The sequence below is a fragment of the Trinickia sp. genome, from assembly GCF_051953955.1.
Classification (GTDB): Bacteria; Pseudomonadota; Gammaproteobacteria; order Burkholderiales; family Burkholderiaceae; genus Trinickia.
In genome coordinates, this window is record NZ_JBQCIF010000078.1 from 1 (window position 1) to 18,298 (window position 18,298).

At 65.0% G+C, this 18,298-nt stretch carries 21 protein-coding genes; 17 read left to right on the forward strand and 4 right to left on the reverse strand.

Going from position 1 to position 18,298, the window contains the following annotated elements; translation table 11 throughout:
- Positions 1-165: 165 nt before the first annotated feature.
- Positions 166-642: a protein-export chaperone SecB gene (secB, locus tag ACTHNZ_RS14480; protein ID WP_440543192.1), complete on the forward strand. Its 477-nt coding sequence runs from the start codon at positions 166-168 to the stop codon at positions 640-642.
- Positions 643-664: 22 nt separating this feature from the next.
- Positions 665-1,675 carry an NAD(P)H-dependent glycerol-3-phosphate dehydrogenase gene (locus ACTHNZ_RS14485; protein ID WP_440543193.1) on the forward strand — a complete coding sequence of 337 codons (1,011 nt, stop codon included), beginning with the start codon at positions 665-667 and terminating at the stop codon, positions 1,673-1,675.
- Positions 1,676-1,687: 12 nt separating this feature from the next.
- Here ACTHNZ_RS14485 and trmL read toward each other — a convergent pair whose 3' ends face one another.
- Entirely contained in the window at positions 1,688-2,158 is a 471-nt protein-coding gene (trmL, locus tag ACTHNZ_RS14490) for a tRNA (uridine(34)/cytosine(34)/5-carboxymethylaminomethyluridine(34)-2'-O)-methyltransferase TrmL (RefSeq protein WP_440543194.1), read from the reverse strand.
- Positions 2,159-2,175: 17 nt separating this feature from the next.
- A complete protein-coding gene (locus tag ACTHNZ_RS14495; protein ID WP_440543195.1) occupies positions 2,176-2,994 on the reverse strand; it encodes a ComF family protein in 819 nt (272 codons plus the stop codon).
- A gap of 70 nt (positions 2,995-3,064) precedes the next feature.
- On the opposite strand from ACTHNZ_RS14495, the gene ACTHNZ_RS14500 reads away from it, so the two are divergent.
- The 8 genes from ACTHNZ_RS14500 to ACTHNZ_RS14535 all read left to right on the forward strand — a co-directional run bounded on the left by ACTHNZ_RS14500 (position 3,065) and on the right by ACTHNZ_RS14535 (position 10,058).
- Positions 3,065-4,042: a methyltransferase domain-containing protein gene (locus tag ACTHNZ_RS14500; RefSeq protein ID WP_440543196.1), complete on the forward strand. Its 978-nt coding sequence runs from the start codon at positions 3,065-3,067 to the stop codon at positions 4,040-4,042.
- Between the two features lie 316 nt (positions 4,043-4,358).
- On the forward strand, positions 4,359-4,835 hold the full coding sequence (locus ACTHNZ_RS14505) for a DUF2244 domain-containing protein (protein ID WP_440543197.1): 477 nt from the start codon (positions 4,359-4,361) through the stop codon (positions 4,833-4,835).
- A 27-nt stretch (positions 4,836-4,862) separates the two neighbouring features.
- A complete protein-coding gene (gene coxB / locus ACTHNZ_RS14510; protein ID WP_440543198.1) occupies positions 4,863-6,236 on the forward strand; it encodes a cytochrome c oxidase subunit II in 1,374 nt (457 codons plus the stop codon).
- Positions 6,237-6,270: 34 nt separating this feature from the next.
- Positions 6,271-7,878, forward strand: a complete 1,608-nt coding sequence (gene ctaD / locus ACTHNZ_RS14515) for a cytochrome c oxidase subunit I (RefSeq protein ID WP_440543199.1) — start codon at positions 6,271-6,273, stop codon at positions 7,876-7,878.
- A gap of 193 nt (positions 7,879-8,071) precedes the next feature.
- Entirely contained in the window at positions 8,072-8,203 is a 132-nt protein-coding gene (locus ACTHNZ_RS14520; protein ID WP_440543200.1) for a cytochrome oxidase small assembly protein, read from the forward strand.
- A gap of 30 nt (positions 8,204-8,233) precedes the next feature.
- Positions 8,234-8,860, forward strand: a complete 627-nt coding sequence (locus tag ACTHNZ_RS14525; RefSeq protein ID WP_440543201.1) for a cytochrome c oxidase assembly protein — start codon at positions 8,234-8,236, stop codon at positions 8,858-8,860.
- Between the two features lie 36 nt (positions 8,861-8,896).
- The gene (locus ACTHNZ_RS14530; RefSeq protein WP_440543202.1) at positions 8,897-9,091 is read left to right on the forward strand and encodes a DUF2970 domain-containing protein; all 195 of its coding nucleotides are present in this window, start codon (positions 8,897-8,899) and stop codon (positions 9,089-9,091) included.
- A gap of 109 nt (positions 9,092-9,200) precedes the next feature.
- Positions 9,201-10,058, forward strand: a complete 858-nt coding sequence (locus tag ACTHNZ_RS14535; RefSeq protein ID WP_440543203.1) for a cytochrome c oxidase subunit 3 — start codon at positions 9,201-9,203, stop codon at positions 10,056-10,058.
- A gap of 222 nt (positions 10,059-10,280) precedes the next feature.
- On the opposite strand, the gene ACTHNZ_RS14540 is transcribed toward ACTHNZ_RS14535, so the two are convergent.
- Positions 10,281-10,490 (reverse strand): twin transmembrane helix small protein, encoded by a 210-nt coding sequence (locus ACTHNZ_RS14540; RefSeq protein ID WP_440543204.1) that lies wholly within the window; start codon positions 10,488-10,490, stop codon positions 10,281-10,283.
- Between the two features lie 149 nt (positions 10,491-10,639).
- Between ACTHNZ_RS14540 and ACTHNZ_RS14545 the strand changes: the two genes are divergently transcribed.
- From ACTHNZ_RS14545 to ACTHNZ_RS14565, 5 genes are read left to right on the forward strand one after another with little or no spacing between them, the layout of a single operon-like run.
- A complete protein-coding gene (locus tag ACTHNZ_RS14545; RefSeq protein ID WP_440543205.1) occupies positions 10,640-11,344 on the forward strand; it encodes an SURF1 family protein in 705 nt (234 codons plus the stop codon).
- Between the two features lie 54 nt (positions 11,345-11,398).
- Positions 11,399-12,025, forward strand: a complete 627-nt coding sequence (locus ACTHNZ_RS14550) for an SCO family protein (RefSeq protein WP_440543211.1) — start codon at positions 11,399-11,401, stop codon at positions 12,023-12,025.
- A gap of 34 nt (positions 12,026-12,059) precedes the next feature.
- Positions 12,060-13,169, forward strand: a complete 1,110-nt coding sequence (locus ACTHNZ_RS14555; protein ID WP_440543206.1) for a COX15/CtaA family protein — start codon at positions 12,060-12,062, stop codon at positions 13,167-13,169.
- A gap of 4 nt (positions 13,170-13,173) precedes the next feature.
- Positions 13,174-14,079, forward strand: a complete 906-nt coding sequence (gene cyoE / locus ACTHNZ_RS14560; RefSeq protein WP_440543207.1) for a heme o synthase — start codon at positions 13,174-13,176, stop codon at positions 14,077-14,079.
- A 23-nt stretch (positions 14,080-14,102) separates the two neighbouring features.
- A complete protein-coding gene (locus ACTHNZ_RS14565; RefSeq protein WP_440543212.1) occupies positions 14,103-14,699 on the forward strand; it encodes an SCO family protein in 597 nt (198 codons plus the stop codon).
- Between the two features lie 109 nt (positions 14,700-14,808).
- Here ACTHNZ_RS14565 and ACTHNZ_RS14570 read toward each other — a convergent pair whose 3' ends face one another.
- Positions 14,809-15,735, reverse strand: coding sequence for a bifunctional helix-turn-helix transcriptional regulator/GNAT family N-acetyltransferase (locus tag ACTHNZ_RS14570; protein WP_440543208.1), 927 nt, complete (start codon positions 15,733-15,735; stop codon positions 14,809-14,811).
- A 424-nt stretch (positions 15,736-16,159) separates the two neighbouring features.
- Between ACTHNZ_RS14570 and nagA the strand changes: the two genes are divergently transcribed.
- On the forward strand, positions 16,160-17,263 hold the full coding sequence (nagA, locus tag ACTHNZ_RS14575) for an N-acetylglucosamine-6-phosphate deacetylase (protein ID WP_440543209.1): 1,104 nt from the start codon (positions 16,160-16,162) through the stop codon (positions 17,261-17,263).
- On the forward strand, positions 17,247-18,298 hold a 1,052-nt coding region (locus ACTHNZ_RS14580; RefSeq protein WP_440543210.1), incomplete at its 3' end, for an SIS domain-containing protein. The genes nagA and ACTHNZ_RS14580, both read left to right, overlap by 17 nt.

Genomic DNA, 18,298 nt, shown 5'->3' on the forward strand with positions numbered 1-18,298 from the left:
GGGGCCGGCGGGGGCGGCCGCCCGGGCCCCCCCACGCCCCGCTTTCTTCACGGTTTTCCAAGTTGCACGCGCGCGAGTAGGCGAGTAGAAGCGTCGCTCGAGCGCCACACATCCACGCGGCCGGTTTGCTCGTTGCCGCCACACCCTTTACCCATCGGAGTCACCATGTCGGACCAGAACAACCAGCCGTTCTTCAACATCCAGCGCGTCTATCTGAAGGATCTGTCGCTCGAGCAGCCGAATTCGCCGGCGATCTTCCTCGAGCAGGACATGCCGTCGGTCGAAGTGGAAGTCGACGTCAAGGCCGAGCGTCTTGCCGAGAGCATCTACGAAATTCTCGTGACGGGAACGGTCACGGCGAAGGTCAACGATAAGGTCGCCTTCCTCATCGAGGCCAAGCAAGCTGGCATCTTCGACATCCGCAACATTCCCGCGGAGCAGATCGACCCGCTCGTCGGCATCGCCTGCCCGACGATCATCTTCCCGTACCTGCGCTCGAACATCGCCGATGCGATCACGCGCGCCGGCTTCCCGCCGATCCACCTGGCCGAAATCAATTTCCAGGCGCTGTATGAGCAGCGGCTCGCGCAGATCAACGCGCAGCCCGAAGGCGGCGCGGCGGCGAACGCCACGCAGCATTGAGCGAGCGCAAGCGGTGGCGGCCATGAAGGTCACCGTGCTAGGGGCCGGGGCGTGGGGTACCGCGCTCGCGGCGCATCTCGCCCTCGAGCACGACACGGTGCTGTGGGCTCGCGATGCAGCGCTCGTGGCTGAACTCGCGGCCACGCACGAGAACGCGGACTACCTCGCCGGCGTCGCGCTGCCGGCCGCACTGCGTTACGAGGCCAGCCTGCCGGCCGCCCTCGCGCATGCGAGCGACGATGCATCGCTGGCTGTCGTCGCGACACCCGTTGCGGGGCTGCGCGCGCTGTGCCGCGCGATGCGCGACGAGGCGCGCTGCGTGCCCAGGCATCTCGTTTGGGTCTGCAAGGGGTTCGAGGCGGACACGCAGAGGCTGCCGCACCAGGTCGTCGCCGAAGAACTCGCCGGCCATCCGAGCATTGGCGTGCTCTCGGGGCCGAGCTTCGCGCGCGAAGTCGCGGCGGGGCTACCGGTCGCGCTGACGGTGGCGAGCGTGTCCGCCGTGTGCCGTGAGCGCACGCTTACCGCATTCCATCATGGGGCGATGCGCATCTACACGGGGGACGACCTCGTCGGCGTCGAGGTTGGCGGAGCGGTAAAGAACGTGCTGGCCATCGCGACGGGCATTGCAGACGGCCTCGCGCTCGGCATGAATGCCCGCGCGGCGCTCATCACGCGTGGGCTCGCCGAAATGTCGCGGCTCGGCGCCGCGCTCGGTGGCCGCCCCGAAACGTTCACGGGCTTGACGGGTCTGGGCGATCTCATCCTCACGGCCACGGGAGACTTGTCGCGCAACCGCAGCGTCGGGCTGCAGCTCGCGCAGGGACGCACGCTCGACGACATCCTGCTCGCGCTCGGGCACGTGGCCGAGGGCGTTCGCTGCGCGAAGGCGGTGCTCGCGATCGCCGAATCCCATGGGGTCGACGTGCCGATCACGCAGGCGGTGTGCGCCGTGCTGTTCGACGGCGTGGCGCCGCGCGATGCCGTGCATGCGCTTTTGCGTCGCGACGCGCGCGCCGAATCGATCGGGTGAGCGATCGCGCCGTCAGGCCCCGCCCTCGAACCCCAACTGACGCCACGCTTCGAAAACGACGATCGCGACCGTATTCGATAAATTCATGCTGCGGTTGCCGGGCCGCATCGGCAGCCGCACGCGTTGCGCGGGAGCAAAGCGTTCCAGCAGCGCCGCGGGCAGCCCGCGCGTTTCGGCACCGAAGACGAACCAGTCTCCCGGCAGGAAGCTCGCGTCGTGAAAGCGGCCCGACCCGCGCGTCGTGAACGCGAACATCCGGGACGGGTCGGGAGACTCGGCCGCGACGAGCTCATCCCAACTCCCATGCACGCGCATTTGCGCGTACTCGTGATAGTCGAGGCCCGCGCGGCGCATCTTCGCGTCGTCGAGCGGAAAGCCGAGCGGCTCGACGAGGTGCAGCCGAGCACCGGTGTTGGCGCACAAGCGGATCACGTTGCCGGTGTTCGGCGGGATTTCGGGTTCGACGAGAACGACGTTGAACATGGCTTCGGTTCAAAAAATCAATCTTGTGGCGTGCGCAGCGCGACGAAATTCGTCACGCGCCGTGCGCCCGCCGCCTTCAGTGCATAGGCCGCGGCTTCGAGCGTGGCGCCCGACGTCATGACGTCGTCGACGAGGCCCACGTGCAACCCGCGCACGCGCCGCGTCACGCGAAACGCGCGCGCCACGTTGCGGCGCCGCGCCTCGCGGTCAAGGCGTGATTGTGGCCGCGTGTCGCCAACGCGCCGTAAAAGCGTGGCGTCGGCCGTCACGCCGAGTATCCGTCCGAGCGGGCGCGCGATCTCCCACGCCTGATTGAAGCCGCGCGCGACGAGCCGCTCATGCGCGAGCGGCATCGGCGCGAGGACGTCTGGCGCCGGCATGCAGGCCGGGTGATCGTCGGCCAGCCGCGCGAGGCGTTCCCCGAACTCGCGGGCGACGGCGAGCCGCGAGTGAAACTTCAGCCCGAGCGCAAGCCGCTCGAGCGGCGGCCGATAGTCCGCCAGCGCGAGCGTTGCGTCGAACGCCGGCGGCGTGCGTGTGCATGCTGCGCAGCGAAACCGGAGCGGGCCGCTGCGCCGCGCGGGCAGTCCCGCCAACGGCAGCGCGCATACCGTGCAGCGCAGCCGCGGCTCGTTCCAATACGCTGCGTCGCAGGCCGGGCAGATCGGGCCTTGCGGCATTGTGCCGCACGATGAGCCGCACAACAGACAGTGACGGGGCAGCGCCCGCGCAATCAGGCGCCGCACGAGCGCCGCGACGCTCGCGCTGGCGCGCGCGGGGCCGCCGCTGGCAGCAGGGTCGGTGCGGCCGGCACGGCGATTCGATGCGTGAGCCATGGGCGACCTCTCTCGCTGGACGGATCTGAGCGAGCGAGTATACTTCGGGCTCCTCGCACGTTCGACCGTCATGTCCCTCTCATCCGCAAAGTCCGGCCGTCCGGCCTACGATCCCCGACTTGTGCGGCGCATTTTCGACCGCCGCGCGGCGCAGTTCGGCGAGGTGGCCTTCTTGCCGCGCGAAATTGCCGAGCGGATGCGCGAGCGGCTCGAATACATCAAGATCAGCCCGACGAGCATGCTCGACGCGGGCTGCGGCCTGGGCGACGATCTGCCGCGCTTGCGCGAGCGCTTCCCCGAGGCGCCCCTCGTCGGCGTCGATCTGTCTCGTTCGATGCTCGAGCGCGCGCTGCCCCATGCGGGCGGCGAAGCCGGCTGGCGCCGCTTGTTGCCGGCCGCGCTGCAGCGCTCGCTCGGCGTGCGCGGGCCGCGGCTCGCTCAGGCGAACTTCGCGGCCCTGCCGTTCGCGTCGGGCTCGTTCGATTTCATTTGGTCGAATCTCGCGCTTCACTGGCATTCGCAGCCCGATCTCGTGCTGCCCGAATGGCAGCGCGTGCTCGAGCCCAGCGGCCTGCTGATGTTCAGCACGCTGGGTCCCGACACGCTGCGCGAGCTGCGCGGCGCGTATGCCGAAGTCGAGGCCGCTCACGGCTTGCCCGGCAAGCCGCACGTGATCGACTTCGTCGATATGCACGATCTCGGCGATATGCTCGTCGAAAGCGGATTCGAGATTCCCGTGATGGACCAGGAGACGCTGACGATCACGTACCAGTCGCCACGGTCGCTGCTCGCCGACGTGCGCCGCTGGGGCGCCTATCCGCATCGGCGCGAAGACGCGGCTGAGGCGGGCGCGGCAGGCAAGGCTCATGCGCGGCGCGTGCATGCGGCGCTGACCGAGGCGTTGGAGGCGCGGCGCCGCGCGGACGGCACGATCGCGCTGACCTTCGAAGTGATTTACGGTCACGCTTGGAAAGCCGTGCCTCGCACGACGGCCGACGGTCACGCGATCGTGCGAGTGGAGGATATCGGGCGCCGCCGGCCGGGCTGAAAGCGCGGCGGGCGGGGGTCGCCGATGCGGCGTCGAAGCGCGCCGCGAAAAAAAATGGCAGGCTGCGACGCTTTGTCGCGGATCGTAAAGTTGCGATCCGTTATGGTCGAAATCAGGGGGCGTGAAGCGCTGCAAAAATAACGGGGGAAACCCCGCAAAGGCTTGTCGGACCTGGCTTGCAGGGCGATAGCCGTTTGCTTGTGGATGCCATTGAACGCGCCTATAATGCGTCAGTTTGTCGCCCGGAGTTCCCCACATCCGCGGCGGCAGGCCCCGAATGACGCGGCGTGCAGGGCGGCATGCGCGGGAGGCGGCGATGGAAGCGACAACCTTGCTGACGGACGCGGAGCCGGTCCTTCGAGACTGGCTGATGAAGCGCAATTGTGCGGTGTCGCCGCGGCAGTTCGTTGGGTTCTATGCATCTTTGGCTTTGTTTTCGGCGGTCATCGCAGTTTTGCTGGTGGTGCGCGGCGCGTGGCCCGTCTTGCCGTTCACGGGCGTCGAGCTGTTGGCTGTCGGTGTCGCGTTCGTGATTCATGCGCGCCATGCGATCGATTACGAGCGGATTCGGCTGTTTCCGAATCGGCTCGTCATCGAGCAGATGAGCGGGCAGCGGTTGACGCGGTACGAATTCAATCCGCGTTGGGTGCGGGTCGAGCGCGGCGTATCGCCGCGCGATCCGGTCAGGGTGGTGTCGCGCGGGCAAACGGTGGTGGTCGGCGTGCACCTGGCGCAATACCGGCGCGCATCGTTCGCGAGCGAGTTGCGCGCGGCGCTGACACGGTGCTCGTGAAGCGGCTCGAGCGGGGCGAGGGTTTGAATGGAAATTTTGGGTAAGGAAGCTATGAAAACAATCAAGCGAGCCCTCATGGGCGTGCTGGCGTCGTGCGGGCTGCTCAGCGCGCATGCCGCCTTGGCAGTCGGCGATAGTCCGGGCGGCCCCGCCGTCAACGAGATCAATTTCCAGCCGCCCGTGACGAAAATCGCTGAGGAGCTCTATCACCTGCACATGTGGATGTTGCTGCTGTGCACGGTGATTTTCATCGGCGTGTTCGGTGTGATGTTCTATTCGATCATCGTTCACCGGAAGTCGAAGGGCTACAAAGCCGCCAATTTCCATGAAAGCACGACTGTCGAAATCATTTGGACGATCGTGCCGTTCATCATCGTCGTGCTGATGGCGCTGCCGGCCACGAAAACGGTCGTTGCGATGAAGGACACGAGCAACGCCGATCTCACGGTCAAGGTCACGGGCTACCAGTGGAAGTGGGGCTACACCTACGTGAAGGGTCCGGGCGAAGGCATCAACTTCTTCTCCACGCTCACGACGCCGCGCGCCGAGATCGACGGCAAAGCGCCGCTCACCGATACGTACCTGCAGGAGGTCGACAATCCGCTCGTCGTGCCGGTGAACAAGAAGATCCGCATCATCACGACGGCCAACGACGTCGTTCACTCGTGGTACGTGCCGGCGTTCGGCGTCAAGCAAGATGCGATTCCGGGCTTCTTGCGCGACACCTGGTTCAAGGCCGAGAAGACGGGGACCTACCGCGGCTTCTGTACCGAACTGTGCGGCAAGGAGCACGCGTTCATGCCGGTGGTCGTGACGGTGCTGTCCGACGAGGACTACGCCAAGTGGGTCGACGATCAAAAGAAGAAGATGGCGAACGAGAACGACGATCCGAACCGTACCTACACGATGGCTGAGCTCATGGCCCGCGGCGCCGAGGTGTACAAGTCGAACTGCGCCGTGTGCCACCAGCCTACGGGCAAGGGCGCGGGTGTCTTCCCGGCGCTCGACGGCAGCAAGATCGTGAACGGCCCGATCGCCAACCACGTCAGCATCGTGCTGAATGGCAAGGGTGCGATGCCGACCTGGGGCAAGACGCTCAACGACGTCGAGATCGCATCGGTCATCACGTTCGAACGCAACTCGTGGGGCAACCACACCGGCGACATCCTGCAGCCGCGTCAGGTGGCGGATGCCCGCAACGGCAAGATGCCCGAAGGCGGCAATCACCTGTCGGGCGCGGCTGCCGCGCCTGCGGGAGCGAGCGCGGCACCGGCCGCCAGCGGTGCCGCGGCAGCGAGCGGGCCGACGGCCTCGATCGGCGCGAAGCGCGCCGTGCTGGTCAGCCGGGTGGGCAAGGTTCAGTCGGAAGGGGTCGCTGCCCGCCCCGCGCCGGCGGCTTGACGTGTCGCCGCACTATTCGCATTAGGAGATTCTCATGTCTAGCATCGGACACGATGTAGCCGCGGGCCATGGCCACGACGACCATGCGCACGCTACGCCGCACGGCTGGCGCCGGTGGCTGTTCGCCACCAATCACAAGGACATCGGGACGATGTACCTGGTGTTTTCGTTCACGATGTTCCTCGCGGGTGGCGTCGCCGCGCTGGGGATCCGGGCCGAGCTGTTCCATCCGTACCTGTGGATCATGCGTCCCGAGTTCTTCAACCAGCTCACCACGATGCACGGTCTGATCATGGTGTTCGGCGCGATCATGCCGGCGTTCGTCGGCTTCGCGAACTGGATGATTCCGCTGCAGATCGGCGCGGCCGACATGGCTTTCGCGCGGATGAACAACTTCAGTTTCTGGCTATTGCCGGTTGCAGCCTGCTTGCTCGTCGGCTCGTTCTTCGCGCCGGGCGGCGCGACGGCCGCCGGCTGGACGCTCTATGCGCCGCTCTCGACGCAGATGGGCCCGGGCATGGACTTCGCGATCTTCGCGCTGCACATCATGGGTGCGTCGTCGATCATGGGTTCGATCAACATCATCGTGACGATCCTGAACCTGCGCGCGCCGGGCATGACGCTCATGAAAATGCCGATGTTCGTGTGGACGTGGCTCATCACGGCCTATCTGCTGATCGCCGTGATGCCGGTGCTCGCGGGCGCGATCACGATGGTGCTGTTCGACCGCCACTTCGGCACCTCGTTCTTCAACGCGGCCGGCGGCGGCGACCCGATCATGTACCAGCACATCTTCTGGTTCTTCGGGCACCCCGAGGTCTACATCATGATCTTGCCGGCGTTCGGGATCGTGTCGCAGGTGATTCCGGCCTTCTCGCGCAAGCCGCTGTTCGGCTATAGCTCGATGGTGTACGCCACGGCCTCGATCGCGATCCTGTCGTTCATGGTCTGGGCGCACCACATGTTCGTGACGGGCATGCCGGTCACGGGCCAGCTGTTCTTCATGTACGCGACGATGCTGATCGCCGTTCCGACGGGCGTGAAGGTGTTCAACTGGCTGGCCACGATGTGGCGCGGTTCGCTGTCGTTCGAATCGCCGATGCTGTTCGCGATCGGCTTCCTGTTCGTGTTCACGATGGGCGGCTTCACGGGCCTGATGCTCGCGATGGCGCCGATCGACATCCAATACCACGGCACCTATTTCGTGGTGGCGCACTTCCACTACGTGCTCGTTGCGGGGTCGCTGTTCGCGCTCTTCTCAGGGTGGTACTACTGGGCGCCGAAGTGGACCGGCTGGATGTACAACGAGACGCGCGGCAAGATCCACTTCTGGGCGTCGATGATCTTCTTCAACTTGACGTTCTTCCCGATGCACTTCGTCGGTCTGGCCGGCATGCCGCGTCGCTACGCCGATTACCCGGCGCAGTTCACGGATTGGAACCAAGTGATCACGATCGGTGCATTCGGTTTCGGCTTGGCGCAGGTCTACTTCCTGTTCGCCGTGGTGCTGCCCGCATACCGCGGCGGTGGCGAACTCGAGAAGGCGTCGGACAAGCCGTGGGACGGCGCGACGGGCCTCGAATGGACGATCCCGAGCCCGGCTCCGTTCCATACGTTCGAGAATCCGCCGACGGTGGAGTAACGGATCGGGCCGACGGCTTGCCGGCTCGCGCGGCGGAAACGCACGGGCGAGCCGGCAAGCGGGCCGTGAACAACGGAGGCGACGGCGGCGTGCCGTCCTCGTCTCTCGGAAACGCCGGGCCGCCCCACGTTGTCTTGCCCTCGGGGCGGGAGCGCAGCGAAAGGTTCGGGGGCGCTTGGCAGAGAAATAGACGATGAACCACCCACAAAAAAGACGTACGCCGGATGAGGTCCGCGCCGGCAATCTGCGGCTCGGTTTGATCTTGCTTGGCATCGCCGCCGTCTTCTTTCTGGGTATCGTTCTGAGGCAGTGGCTGTTGCATTGAGCCGTGCGCCGGACGCTTAGCGAGGAAGACATGTCGACGCCCGCTCCGCACGACGGCGATCGATCGCTGAATCGATCGATGCTGATCAAGCTCGTCGTGATGGCGGCCGTGATGTTCGCATTCGGGTTTGCGCTCGTGCCGTTTTATCGGGCGATCTGCCAGATCACGGGCGCCAACAACCTCGTCAAGCGCGATGCGACGGCGGCCGATGCGAGGAACACGCAGGTCGATACGGCCCGCACGGTTTCGGTGGAGTTCGACGCGAATGCGCGCGGCGCGCTGACGTTCGAGCCCGAGCAGAACGCGCTCGACGTGCACCCGGGAGCCGTCACGGTCGTGAAGTATCGCGTGACGAACGGGCGGGGCCGCACCGTGCATGCACAGGCGATCCCGAGCTTCGCGCCGCGCGTTGCCGGTGAGTATTTCGAGAAGATCGAATGTTTTTGCTTCACGCAGCAAACGCTCGCGCCGAATGAAACGCGCGAGATGCAGGTGGTGTTCTTCGTCGATCCTAAGCTGCCGCGCGACGTGAAAACCATCACGTTGTCGTACACGTTCTTCGAATTGAACGTGCCGGCGGGGAAGACGGCGAGCGCGGGCGATGCCGTGCCGGCGATCGACGCGGCTCGGGTGGGAGCGTCGCCTCGGGGCGCGTGACAGATGAAGACGGAGCAGGGATGGGAGAGGTGCGCGATGGCCGCTGAGGGCAAAAGCAGTTTTGCCAGGACGATGAAAGCCGTGCTCTGGTCGTTCTTCGGCGTTCGCCGGCGGGCCGACCACGAAACCGACATGAAGCTCGATCCGCTGCATCTGATCGCGGCCGCGCTGATTGCGGCGGCCGTGTTCATCGCGGTGCTGATTGCCGTCGTGCATGCGGTAACGACCTGATCACGCGGCGGCAAGGGCGAAGCAACTCGAAGCGAAGCGGTGCGGTGTCAGACGCACCGACAAACGCCGACAAATAGCGAAACAATTGGACTGAAGTGGAGAATCAACAATGAGCGGTCAAAACGAGAGCCCGTATTACTTCGTGCCGAACCCGTCTCGGCACCCAGTCACGGCGTCCATCGGCGTCTTCGTGATGCTCGGATCGTTGGGCCTGTGGATCAACGATACGCCCTGGGCTCCCTACACGCTGTTCGCGGGCTTGCTGTGGCTGCTTTTCGTGCTGTGGCATTGGTTCGGCGATGCGATCTCCGAATCGGAAACGGGCATGTACGGCAAGCGTGTGGACACGTCGTACCGCTGGAGCATGAGTTGGTTCATCTTCTCCGAAGTGATGTTCTTCGGTGCATTTTTCGGCGCGCTGTTCTATGCGCGTGAAATCGCGATGCATCAGCTCGGCAGCCTCGATTACAAGCTCATTTGGCCCGACTTCACGGCGGTGTGGCCGAACGAAGGCCCGGCCGCGCTGGCCGGCCACTTCAAGCGCATGGTGCCGTGGCCCGTGCCGACGATCAACACGGCATTGCTGCTCAGCTCGGGCGCGACGCTGACGGTTTCGCACCACGCACTGCGCGACGATCACCGCAAGAAGGCGATCGCCTGGCTCGCCGCGACGGTGGCCCTCGGCGTGTGCTTCTTGTTCATGCAAGCGTTCGAGTACATCCATGCGTACAACGAACTGAACCTCACGCTGGCCTCGGGCGTGTACGGCTCGACGTTCTTCTTGCTGACGGGTTTCCACGGTTTCCACGTGTTCCTCGGCGGCACGATGTTGACGGTCGTGATGGTCCGGTTGATCCGCGGCCATTTCACGGCGGATCACCACTTCGCGTTCGAAGGCGCCGCATGGTACTGGCACTTCGTGGACGTCGTCTGGCTTGGCTTGTACGTCGTCGTCTACTGGCTGTAATGCGGAACCGGGCCCGTCTCGTTGACGAGGGCGGGCCGCAGTCCATCACACCCGTCACGGTGTGCGATCTAGCTGATGTGCAAATCTTTGGGCGCCGCCTACGAGTCGATCGAGGCGGCGTTTGGCTTTCTGGGCAGGATGCCGTGGCAATTTGTCGCAACCGTTTGCCGCGGCCATGAAAGGCCGCGGGACCGTTCTCGGCGCACCGGCAGGATTGAGAGGTCAGCGGCCGAGCGGCACGTGACTGTATTGAATCCAGCCGAGCCAGTGTGCGAGCCAGAGGAACAGGAACAGCGAGATCGACAGCCCGACGCGTGTGGCAAGAGACCAGACCATACGCTTGGTCTTGCCTTGATCGTGCATCATGAAATATAGGGCCGACACCATACTGGCGATGATGAGGATGAAAGCGACGGCAACGAAAATGTGCATGGAACCAACCGATGTTCGGAATCGACGACGTGAAACAATCGATGCAATTATCGCACCGGCCGTGCCCGCGCATGCAGGTGATCGGGGGCATGTCCCCTGCGTCGATGCGCCGCAGCGTGCGTTGAGCCTCGAGGGGCGGCGCATCTGACATGAAGATCCGTCTCGTTCCCACGCTGCTGATCCTGCTGGTCATGGCCGTGACGATCCGGCTGGGATTTTGGCAGCGTGATCGCGCGCATCAGAAGGAAGCGCTGCAGGCGCACATCGAGCAATACGAGCACGCGCCGGCTCAGAGCGTGGGCGCGCAGCCGATCCCGCTCGCGTCGATCGAATATCATCGCGTGCGGGCCGTCGGCCGGTTCATGCCCGAGCACGTCGTCTATCTCGACAATCGTCCGTACCAAGACCGGCCCGGCTTTTATGTCGTGATGCCGCTCGCGCTCGCCGGCGGCGGGTATGTGCTCGTCAACCGGGGCTGGATCCCGCGCAACGCCGACGTGCGCACGGCGATCGCCCCGTATCGCACGCCGACGGGCCAAGTCGAGATCGAAGGCATCGCGCGCGCCAACGCGTCGCGTGCATTCGAGCTCGGCGAGGGCGGCTCGGCAGCGCATCAACGCATCCGCCAAAACTTGGATGTCGGCGCGTTCAGCAAGGAAACGGGCCTCGCGCTTCAGCCGTTCGTCATCGAGCAGACGAGCGACGACGGCGATACGCTCGTGCGCGACTGGCCCGTGCCGACGATGGGCGTCGAGACCAACTACGGATACATGTTCCAATGGTGGGGCATGGCAGCAGCGGCTTTGGGCTTTGGCTTGTACGCGGCCAGGCGCGCCGCGAAGAAAGGACATTGAGGGAGCATGGGTTTGTCGAAGTCATCTGAACGCGCCCGCCCGCACGGCGGCGCCATCGACCAAGGGCGTACGACGTCCGGGCAGCAGCCGGCGCCGCGCGGTTCCTGGACGCGCGGCCGGTGGATCGTGCTGGCGATCGGGCTCATGTGCGCCGCACCGATCATCGCGTCGTATTTCACCTACTACGTGATCAAACCGAAGGGCGGGGCGACGAACTACGGCACGCTGATCGAACCGCAACGCCCGATTTCGGACGCGCTGCTCGTCAAGGACGAGACCGGCAAGACGATGCCGCTCGCCTCGTTGCGCGGGCGCTGGCTCATGATCAGCGTGGATCGCAGCGCTTGCGATCAGGCGTGCGCGACCAAGCTCTATTTCATGCGTCAGATTCGCGCCACGCAGGGCGGCGAGCGAGAACGCATGCTGACCGTGTGGCTGCGCACCGATGCCGACGCCGTGCCGGCCGTCATCGAACAGGCGTACCCCGATACGCTCAAGCTCATCGCCGACCCGGCCGCGTTGTCGGCATGGCTGCCGGCGGACACGGGGACGACCGACGCGGATCACATCTACCTCGTCGATCCGAACGGTAATCTGATGATGCGGTTTCCGAAGCAACCCGATCCGAACAAGATCAAGGGCGACGTGACGAAGCTATTGAAGTGGTCGAGCATCGGCTGACGCGCGGCGCGGCCGATTCGGTGGAGGTAACACGATGTTCTTGCTGCAACTGGGCGCGACGGGGCTTTGTATCGCGCTGCTTCCGTTGAGCTATGTCTGGATCAAGGCGAGCGACGATAAATTCCGCAAGCTCGTGTGGGTCACGACGTTTCTCACGCTCGACCTCATCATGTTCGGCGGCTTCACGCGGCTGACGGATTCGGGGCTCGGGTGCCCCGACTGGCCGGGCTGTTACGGCACGGCCTCGCCGTTCCTCGCGCACGCGCAGATCGCAGCCGCGCACGCCGCGCTGCCGAGCGGCCCGGTAAGCATGGTGAAAGCGTGGATCGAGATGATCCATCGCTACTTCGCCATGGCGATCGGCGTGCTGATCATCGCCCAGACGGCCAGCGCCTGGATCGCGCGCATCAAGTGCAAGCCGCTCCATGTGTCGCCGTGGTGGCCGACGTCGCTGCTGCTCTTGATCGTCGTGCAAGGCGTCTTCGGCGCGTGGACGGTGACGTTGAAGCTGCAGCCCGTGATCGTGACCACGCATTTGCTGCTCGGTCTGACGCTGCTCGGCGCGTTGGCGTGGTTCGCCGCGCGCCTCACGCCGCTGCCGGCTTACGAGCCCGAGATCGCGCGCTACCGTGCGGCGGCGTTAGTCGGCCTCGTGCTGCTCGTCATTCAGCTTGCGCTCGGCGGCTGGGTGAGCACGAATTATGCTGTGCTCGCCTGTACCGATTTCCCGACCTGCAACGGTCAATGGGTGCCCCCGATGAATTTTGCGCAAGGATTTCACCTTTGGCGTGCGCTCGGCATGACGGGCGATGGCGAGGTCATCACGCAAGACGCACTCGTGGCGATTCACTGGACGCACCGCACGTTCGCGTTCGTCGTAATCGCTTACCTCGCGGGGCTCGCCGTGACGCTGCGCCGCTATGAATCATTGCGCCGCCCGGCGACGGGCGTGCTGATCGTGCTCGCGCTGCAGTTCGCGACGGGCCTGTCGAACATCGTCTTGCAGTGGCCGCTGCCGATCGCCGTTGCCCACAACGGCGGCGCGGCCGTCCTGCTGCTGCTCGTCGTTGTGCTAAACTTCCGAACCGCTTCCAGCCGACTTGGCCGCGCCGCTCATTCGCCGCGCGAGGCCGCACCTGCGTGATCCCATGGAAAGCACGACACTCGCCCGCCATCCGGGCTCTCGAATCTCCCAATACCTTGCGCTGACGAAGCCGCGTGTCACGCAGCTCGCCGTGTTCTGTGCGGTCATCGGCATGTTCTTGTCGACGCCGGGCATGGTGCCGTGGACGGTGCTGATCGGCGGCACCGTCGGCATCGCGCTGACGGCCGGCGCCGCCTTCGCGATCAATTGTCTCGTCGAGCAGAAGATCGATGCGAAGATGCGCCGCACGGCGTGGCGCCCGTCGGCGCGCGGCGAGATCACCGCCCCTCAGATTCTGCTGTTCTCGGCCGTTTTGGGCGGCATCGGCATGTGGACGCTGTACGCGCTCACGAATGCGCTGACGATGTGGCTGACGGTCGCCACGTTCGTCGGCTATGCCGTCATCTATACGCTGCTGCTCAAACCGGCCACGCCGCAAAACATCGTGATCGGCGGCGCATCGGGCGCGATGCCTCCGGCGCTCGGATGGGCGGCCGTCACGGGGCACGTGCCCGGCGACGCCTGGATTCTCGTCTTGATCATTTTCGTGTGGACACCGCCGCACTTCTGGGCGCTCGCGCTCTATCGCCGAAAAGACTACGAAAACGCCGGGCTGCCGATGCTGCCGAATACGCACGGCGAGCAATACACGCGCTTGCATATCTTGCTGTACACGGTGATCTTGTTCGTCGTTACGCTGATGCCGTTCATCTCCGGCATGAGTGGGCTCGTCTATCTGGCGTCCGCTATCGTGCTGGGCGCCGTGTTCCTCGGCTACGCCTGGAAAATCCATCGTGAATATTCGGATGCGCTCGCGCGCAAGACGTTCCGGTATTCGATCGTCTACCTATCGTTGCTGTTCGCCGCGCTGCTCGTCGATCACTACGCGCGCGGCTTGATCGGCCTTTGATGCGCCTCATGCCCAAGCTTTCGATGATGCGCGCCGCGCGCGCGCTGTTCGTCGCGTGCGTCGTCGGCGGCACGCTGCTCGTTGCCGGCTGCGGCAAGAGCGAGCCCGCCTTCCAGAACCTCGACCTCACGGGCAACAAGCAGTTCGGCACCGATTTTTCGCTGCCGGACACGGACGGCAAGATTCGCACGCTCGCCGATTACAAGGGCAAGGCCGTCGTGCTGTTCTTCGGCTATACACACTGCCCCGACGTTTGCCCGACGACGATGGCGGAGCTTGCGCAAGCGATGCAGCAGCTCGGCCCCGATGCCAAGCGCGTGCAGGTGCTGTTCGTGACGGTCGACCCGGCCCGCGATACGCCGCAAGTGCTTTCGCAATACGTGCACGCGTTCAATCCCACGTTCGTGGCCTTGCGGCCCGACGACGCCCAGCTCGCCAAGGTCGCCAAGGATTTTCGCGTCTATTACGCGAAGGTCCCGGGCAAGACGCCCGATAGCTACACGATGAATCACACGGCCGCGAGCTACGTGTTCGATCCCTCCGGCCAGTTGCGTTTGTTCGCCCGCGATGGGCAGGGCGTTCAGCCGTGGGTTCACGATCTGAAGCTGTTGCTCGACTGATTCCGGTCCGTTTCCTTCTTCGGCATTTCACTGCCGGTTCCGATCTCCGATGCGGCCGTGACCAACACGAATTACGCGTTGTCGGCCGGGCACGCCGGGCCTTACGCCTTCACAGCTTCCGCTCCCAAGTCTGGGCAATGAGATTGCGCCCGAAGCGCCGCTCGGGCTCGGTCGCGACGCAGTGGAACCCCGCACGCTCGAACACGCGGCGCCCATCATTGAGCACGCCGCACGTCGTCAGCGTCAGCACGTCGTAGCCGGCTCGCTGCGCAAAAGAGACGCTCTGCTCGACGAGCATCGTCGCGATGCCCAGGCCGCGCGCATCGGGTTCCACGTACAGTAGCCGCATGCGTGCCGCGCGCTCGGACAACGGTGCAACGAAAGCCGCCCCGACGACGCTTTCTTGTTGCTCTGCAATCCAGCACATCGCGCGCTCGCGATCGCTCAGTCGCGAAAATTCCGCCATCTCCTGAGCCGCAAACACCTCGAACCCGATATCCCCGCCATATTCCGCACCGAACAGCAGCGCTTGGCGATGCACGAGCCATCCGTAATCGCCGAGCCTTGGCGCTCGTAGCGAAGCAGCCGCCAGCGGCGGCAGCCGATCGAGCAGCCGCTCGATGGTGCGCATCGCGGCGATCAACTGCTCCTGCCCCGCGGCCGACAGCCCGTTCAACACGCTGCATGCTTCATTGATGGCTGCCACTTCGAGCGGCGCATACGCCGCGCGCCCAGCCGGCGTCAACTCGAGCAGCGACTGGCGCGCGTCGGCTTCCGATTGGCGGCGCGTGATCAATTCACGGCGCTCGAAGCTCGTCAGCAAACGACTCAGATACCCGCTATCGAGACCCAGCGCACGGGCAAGTTCAGTAGCCGTGGAGGCCGTGCCGAGCGTCAGTTCGCGTAATACCCGAACCTCCGTCAGCGAGAACGGACTTTTCTGTAGAAATTCGTGCAGTACGCCGATGTGCTGCGTGTAGAAACGATTGAAACGGCGCACCGCTTCCGCGCGGCGCTGCAGAGTGGTTTCAGTCAATGCGGGCGTCACCGTATCGTCTAAATTAATCAGAACTATATGGGATCGCCGTCAACAAACAAGTTTTACTGAACAAGCGGAGTGGTACTAAACAGGTATCTTCCGTCTATGTATCGGTCGGGCGTCATTGCCTAGCCACCCGAGGAGAGCACCATTGGTATGCACCTCGGGTAAATCCCGATACGTCGAACGCATCGCCGCCCGTGGGCGTTTGGCGCGTTGGGCCTTGCCCGGCAAGGCTTGGAGACATTTTTCCGGGCGCTCGTAGGTTAAATTGACTGGTCCTATTCTGGTTATATAATGGGCTCCAATTTCATCGCCCACCACGAGGACGCACCCGCGTGCGATACCTGCGGGCGCATCACCTAATTCACGACCGCGCGCATGGCGTCAAGCGCGCGAGCTTTATTGAGATAGCAACCCCATGCTGAACGGAAACATCCTCACGCCGGACGGTTGGATTCACGGCACGCTGCATTGCGAGAACGGGCGCATCACCGCGCTCGAAGGCTCGGCCGTCGATCCGGCGAACAACGGCGACCCGTACGTTCTGCCGGGCTTCATCGATTTGCACGTTCACGGCGGTGGCGGGGCCGACGTCATGGAATCGGGCTCGGCCATCGAAACGATCGCACGCACGCACGCGCGCCACGGCACGACGAGCCTGCTCGCCACGACGATGACGGCACCGCGCGACGAGCTGCTAGCCGTCGTAGCGGGCCTCGGCGAAGTCACGCGCACGCGCACGCCCGGCGGCGCACGCGTGCTCGGCGTTCACCTCGAAGGCCCCTACATCAATCCGGGCAAGCTTGGTGCGCAGCCCGACGCGGCCGTCTGCGCCGTGCTCGATGAAGTCTTGAAGTATCTGTCCGTCGCGCCGATCCGCGTCGTCACGCTGGCGCCCGAGATCGCGGGCCACATGGAAATCATCTCGGAGATGGTCGCGCGCGGCGTACGCGTCCAGCTCGGCCACTCGCTCGCGACGTATGACGATGCGGTCGCGGCCCTCAAGCATGGCGCTTGCGGCTTCACGCATTTGTTCAATGCGATGTCGCCGATGCATCACCGCAATCCTGGCCTCGTCGGCGCGGCTTTCGCGCACGCCGAGTTCGCCGAAATCATTCCCGACCTGCTGCACGTGCATCCCGGCGCGATCCGCGCGGCGCTGCGAGCGATTCCGCGCCTTTACGTCGTGACCGACAGCACGTCGGCGACGGGCATGCCCGACGGCGAATACCGCCTCGGCAGCCAGCACGTCACGAAGTGCCTGGGCGGCGTGCGCTTGGCCGACGGCACGCTGGCCGGCAGCACGCTGACGATGGACGAAGCGTTGCGCAACCTCGTGTCGCTCGGCTTGCCGCTCGCCGACGTTTCCAACCGCATGTCCCGCTACGCCGCCGACTATCTCGGCATCGAAGACCGCGGCCGCCTCGTGCGCGGCGCCTGGGCCGATACCGTCGTATTCGAGCGCGATCTCACGCTGGCCGCCACCTACGTCGAAGGGGAGCAGATTGTCGAATATGCTTAAAGAGGCGCTCGCCGCCAGTGCCGTGGTGCAGGCGCAGTGCGCCGACAGCGGCCGCGTCGAGCAATTGGCGGCGCAGCTCGCGTCAGCGCCGCGCCACGTCGCGCTGACGGTCGCTCGCGGCAGCTCCGATCATGCCGCCAGCTATTTTGCGAGCCTGGCGATGAGCCGCATCGGCCTGCCCGTCGCCTCGTTGCCGATGTCGATCGCGACGCTGCAAGCGGCGCCCCTGCGCGTGGCCGGCGAATTGGCGATCGCGTTTTCGCAGTCGGGCCGAAGCCCCGATCTCGTCGAGACGATGAAGGCTCTGCGGGACGCCGGCGCGCTGACCGTCAGCGCCGTCAACGCGCCCGATTCACCGCTCGCCGATACCTGCGAGTGGCAGTTGCCGTTGTTGGCCGGGCCGGAGCGCTCGGTCGCCGCCACGAAGAGCTATATCGCGATGCTGTCGATGTCGGCGCAACTCGTCGCGCATTGGCAGCGCGATCCGATGCTGCTCGATGCGCTGCGTGCGCTGCCCGAGACGCTGCGCGAGGCTGCCGCGCTCGATTGGAGTGTGGCCGTCGATATGTTGCGCGACGTCGAGCGCATGATCGTGATCGGCCGCGGGCTCGGGCTCGCGATCGCGCAGGAGGCGGCGCTCAAACTGAAGGAGACCTCGGGCATTCAAGCCGAAGCGTTCTCGAGCGCGGAAGTGCGCCATGGCCCGATGGAGCTGATCGATCGCGACTACCCGCTACTCGTGTTCGCGCCGCGCGGCCCCGAGCAAGCGGGCCTGATTCGGCTGGCCGCCGACATGCGCGCGCGCGGGGCGCGCGTGCTGCTCGCCGCGCCCGCCGACGTCGCCGATGCGGGGCTCGACGCGCAGTTGACGCTTGCGGCGAGCCGGCATGTGTCGCTCGATCCGATCGCGGCAATCCAAACCTTTTACGTGATGGCTGCGGAGCTCGCGGCCGCGCGCGGCCGCGACCCCCAAACGCCCCGCCACATGAACAAAATAAACAAAAAATATTTAAATATATATGAATATTGTAATTT

Bases quoted from the DNA above. Each gene is read 5' to 3' on its own strand.
- secB (WP_440543192.1), top strand. From the start codon at position 166: ATGTCGGACCAGAACAACCAGCCGTTCTTCAACATCCAGCGCGTCTAT.
- ACTHNZ_RS14485 (WP_440543193.1), top strand. From the start codon at position 665: ATGAAGGTCACCGTGCTAGGGGCCGGGGCGTGGGGTACCGCGCTCGCG.
- trmL (WP_440543194.1), bottom strand. From the start codon at position 2,158: ATGTTCAACGTCGTTCTCGTCGAACCCGAAATCCCGCCGAACACCGGC.
- ACTHNZ_RS14495 (WP_440543195.1), bottom strand. From the start codon at position 2,994: ATGGCTCACGCATCGAATCGCCGTGCCGGCCGCACCGACCCTGCTGCC.
- ACTHNZ_RS14500 (WP_440543196.1), top strand. From the start codon at position 3,065: ATGTCCCTCTCATCCGCAAAGTCCGGCCGTCCGGCCTACGATCCCCGA.
- ACTHNZ_RS14505 (WP_440543197.1), top strand. From the start codon at position 4,359: ATGGAAGCGACAACCTTGCTGACGGACGCGGAGCCGGTCCTTCGAGAC.
- coxB (WP_440543198.1), top strand. From the start codon at position 4,863: ATGGAAATTTTGGGTAAGGAAGCTATGAAAACAATCAAGCGAGCCCTC.
- ctaD (WP_440543199.1), top strand. From the start codon at position 6,271: ATGTCTAGCATCGGACACGATGTAGCCGCGGGCCATGGCCACGACGAC.
- ACTHNZ_RS14520 (WP_440543200.1), top strand. From the start codon at position 8,072: ATGAACCACCCACAAAAAAGACGTACGCCGGATGAGGTCCGCGCCGGC.
- ACTHNZ_RS14525 (WP_440543201.1), top strand. From the start codon at position 8,234: ATGTCGACGCCCGCTCCGCACGACGGCGATCGATCGCTGAATCGATCG.
- ACTHNZ_RS14530 (WP_440543202.1), top strand. From the start codon at position 8,897: ATGGCCGCTGAGGGCAAAAGCAGTTTTGCCAGGACGATGAAAGCCGTG.
- ACTHNZ_RS14535 (WP_440543203.1), top strand. From the start codon at position 9,201: ATGAGCGGTCAAAACGAGAGCCCGTATTACTTCGTGCCGAACCCGTCT.
- ACTHNZ_RS14540 (WP_440543204.1), bottom strand. From the start codon at position 10,490: ATGCACATTTTCGTTGCCGTCGCTTTCATCCTCATCATCGCCAGTATG.
- ACTHNZ_RS14545 (WP_440543205.1), top strand. From the start codon at position 10,640: ATGAAGATCCGTCTCGTTCCCACGCTGCTGATCCTGCTGGTCATGGCC.
- ACTHNZ_RS14555 (WP_440543206.1), top strand. From the start codon at position 12,060: ATGTTCTTGCTGCAACTGGGCGCGACGGGGCTTTGTATCGCGCTGCTT.
- cyoE (WP_440543207.1), top strand. From the start codon at position 13,174: ATGGAAAGCACGACACTCGCCCGCCATCCGGGCTCTCGAATCTCCCAA.
- ACTHNZ_RS14565 (WP_440543212.1), top strand. From the start codon at position 14,103: ATGATGCGCGCCGCGCGCGCGCTGTTCGTCGCGTGCGTCGTCGGCGGC.
- nagA (WP_440543209.1), top strand. From the start codon at position 16,160: ATGCTGAACGGAAACATCCTCACGCCGGACGGTTGGATTCACGGCACG.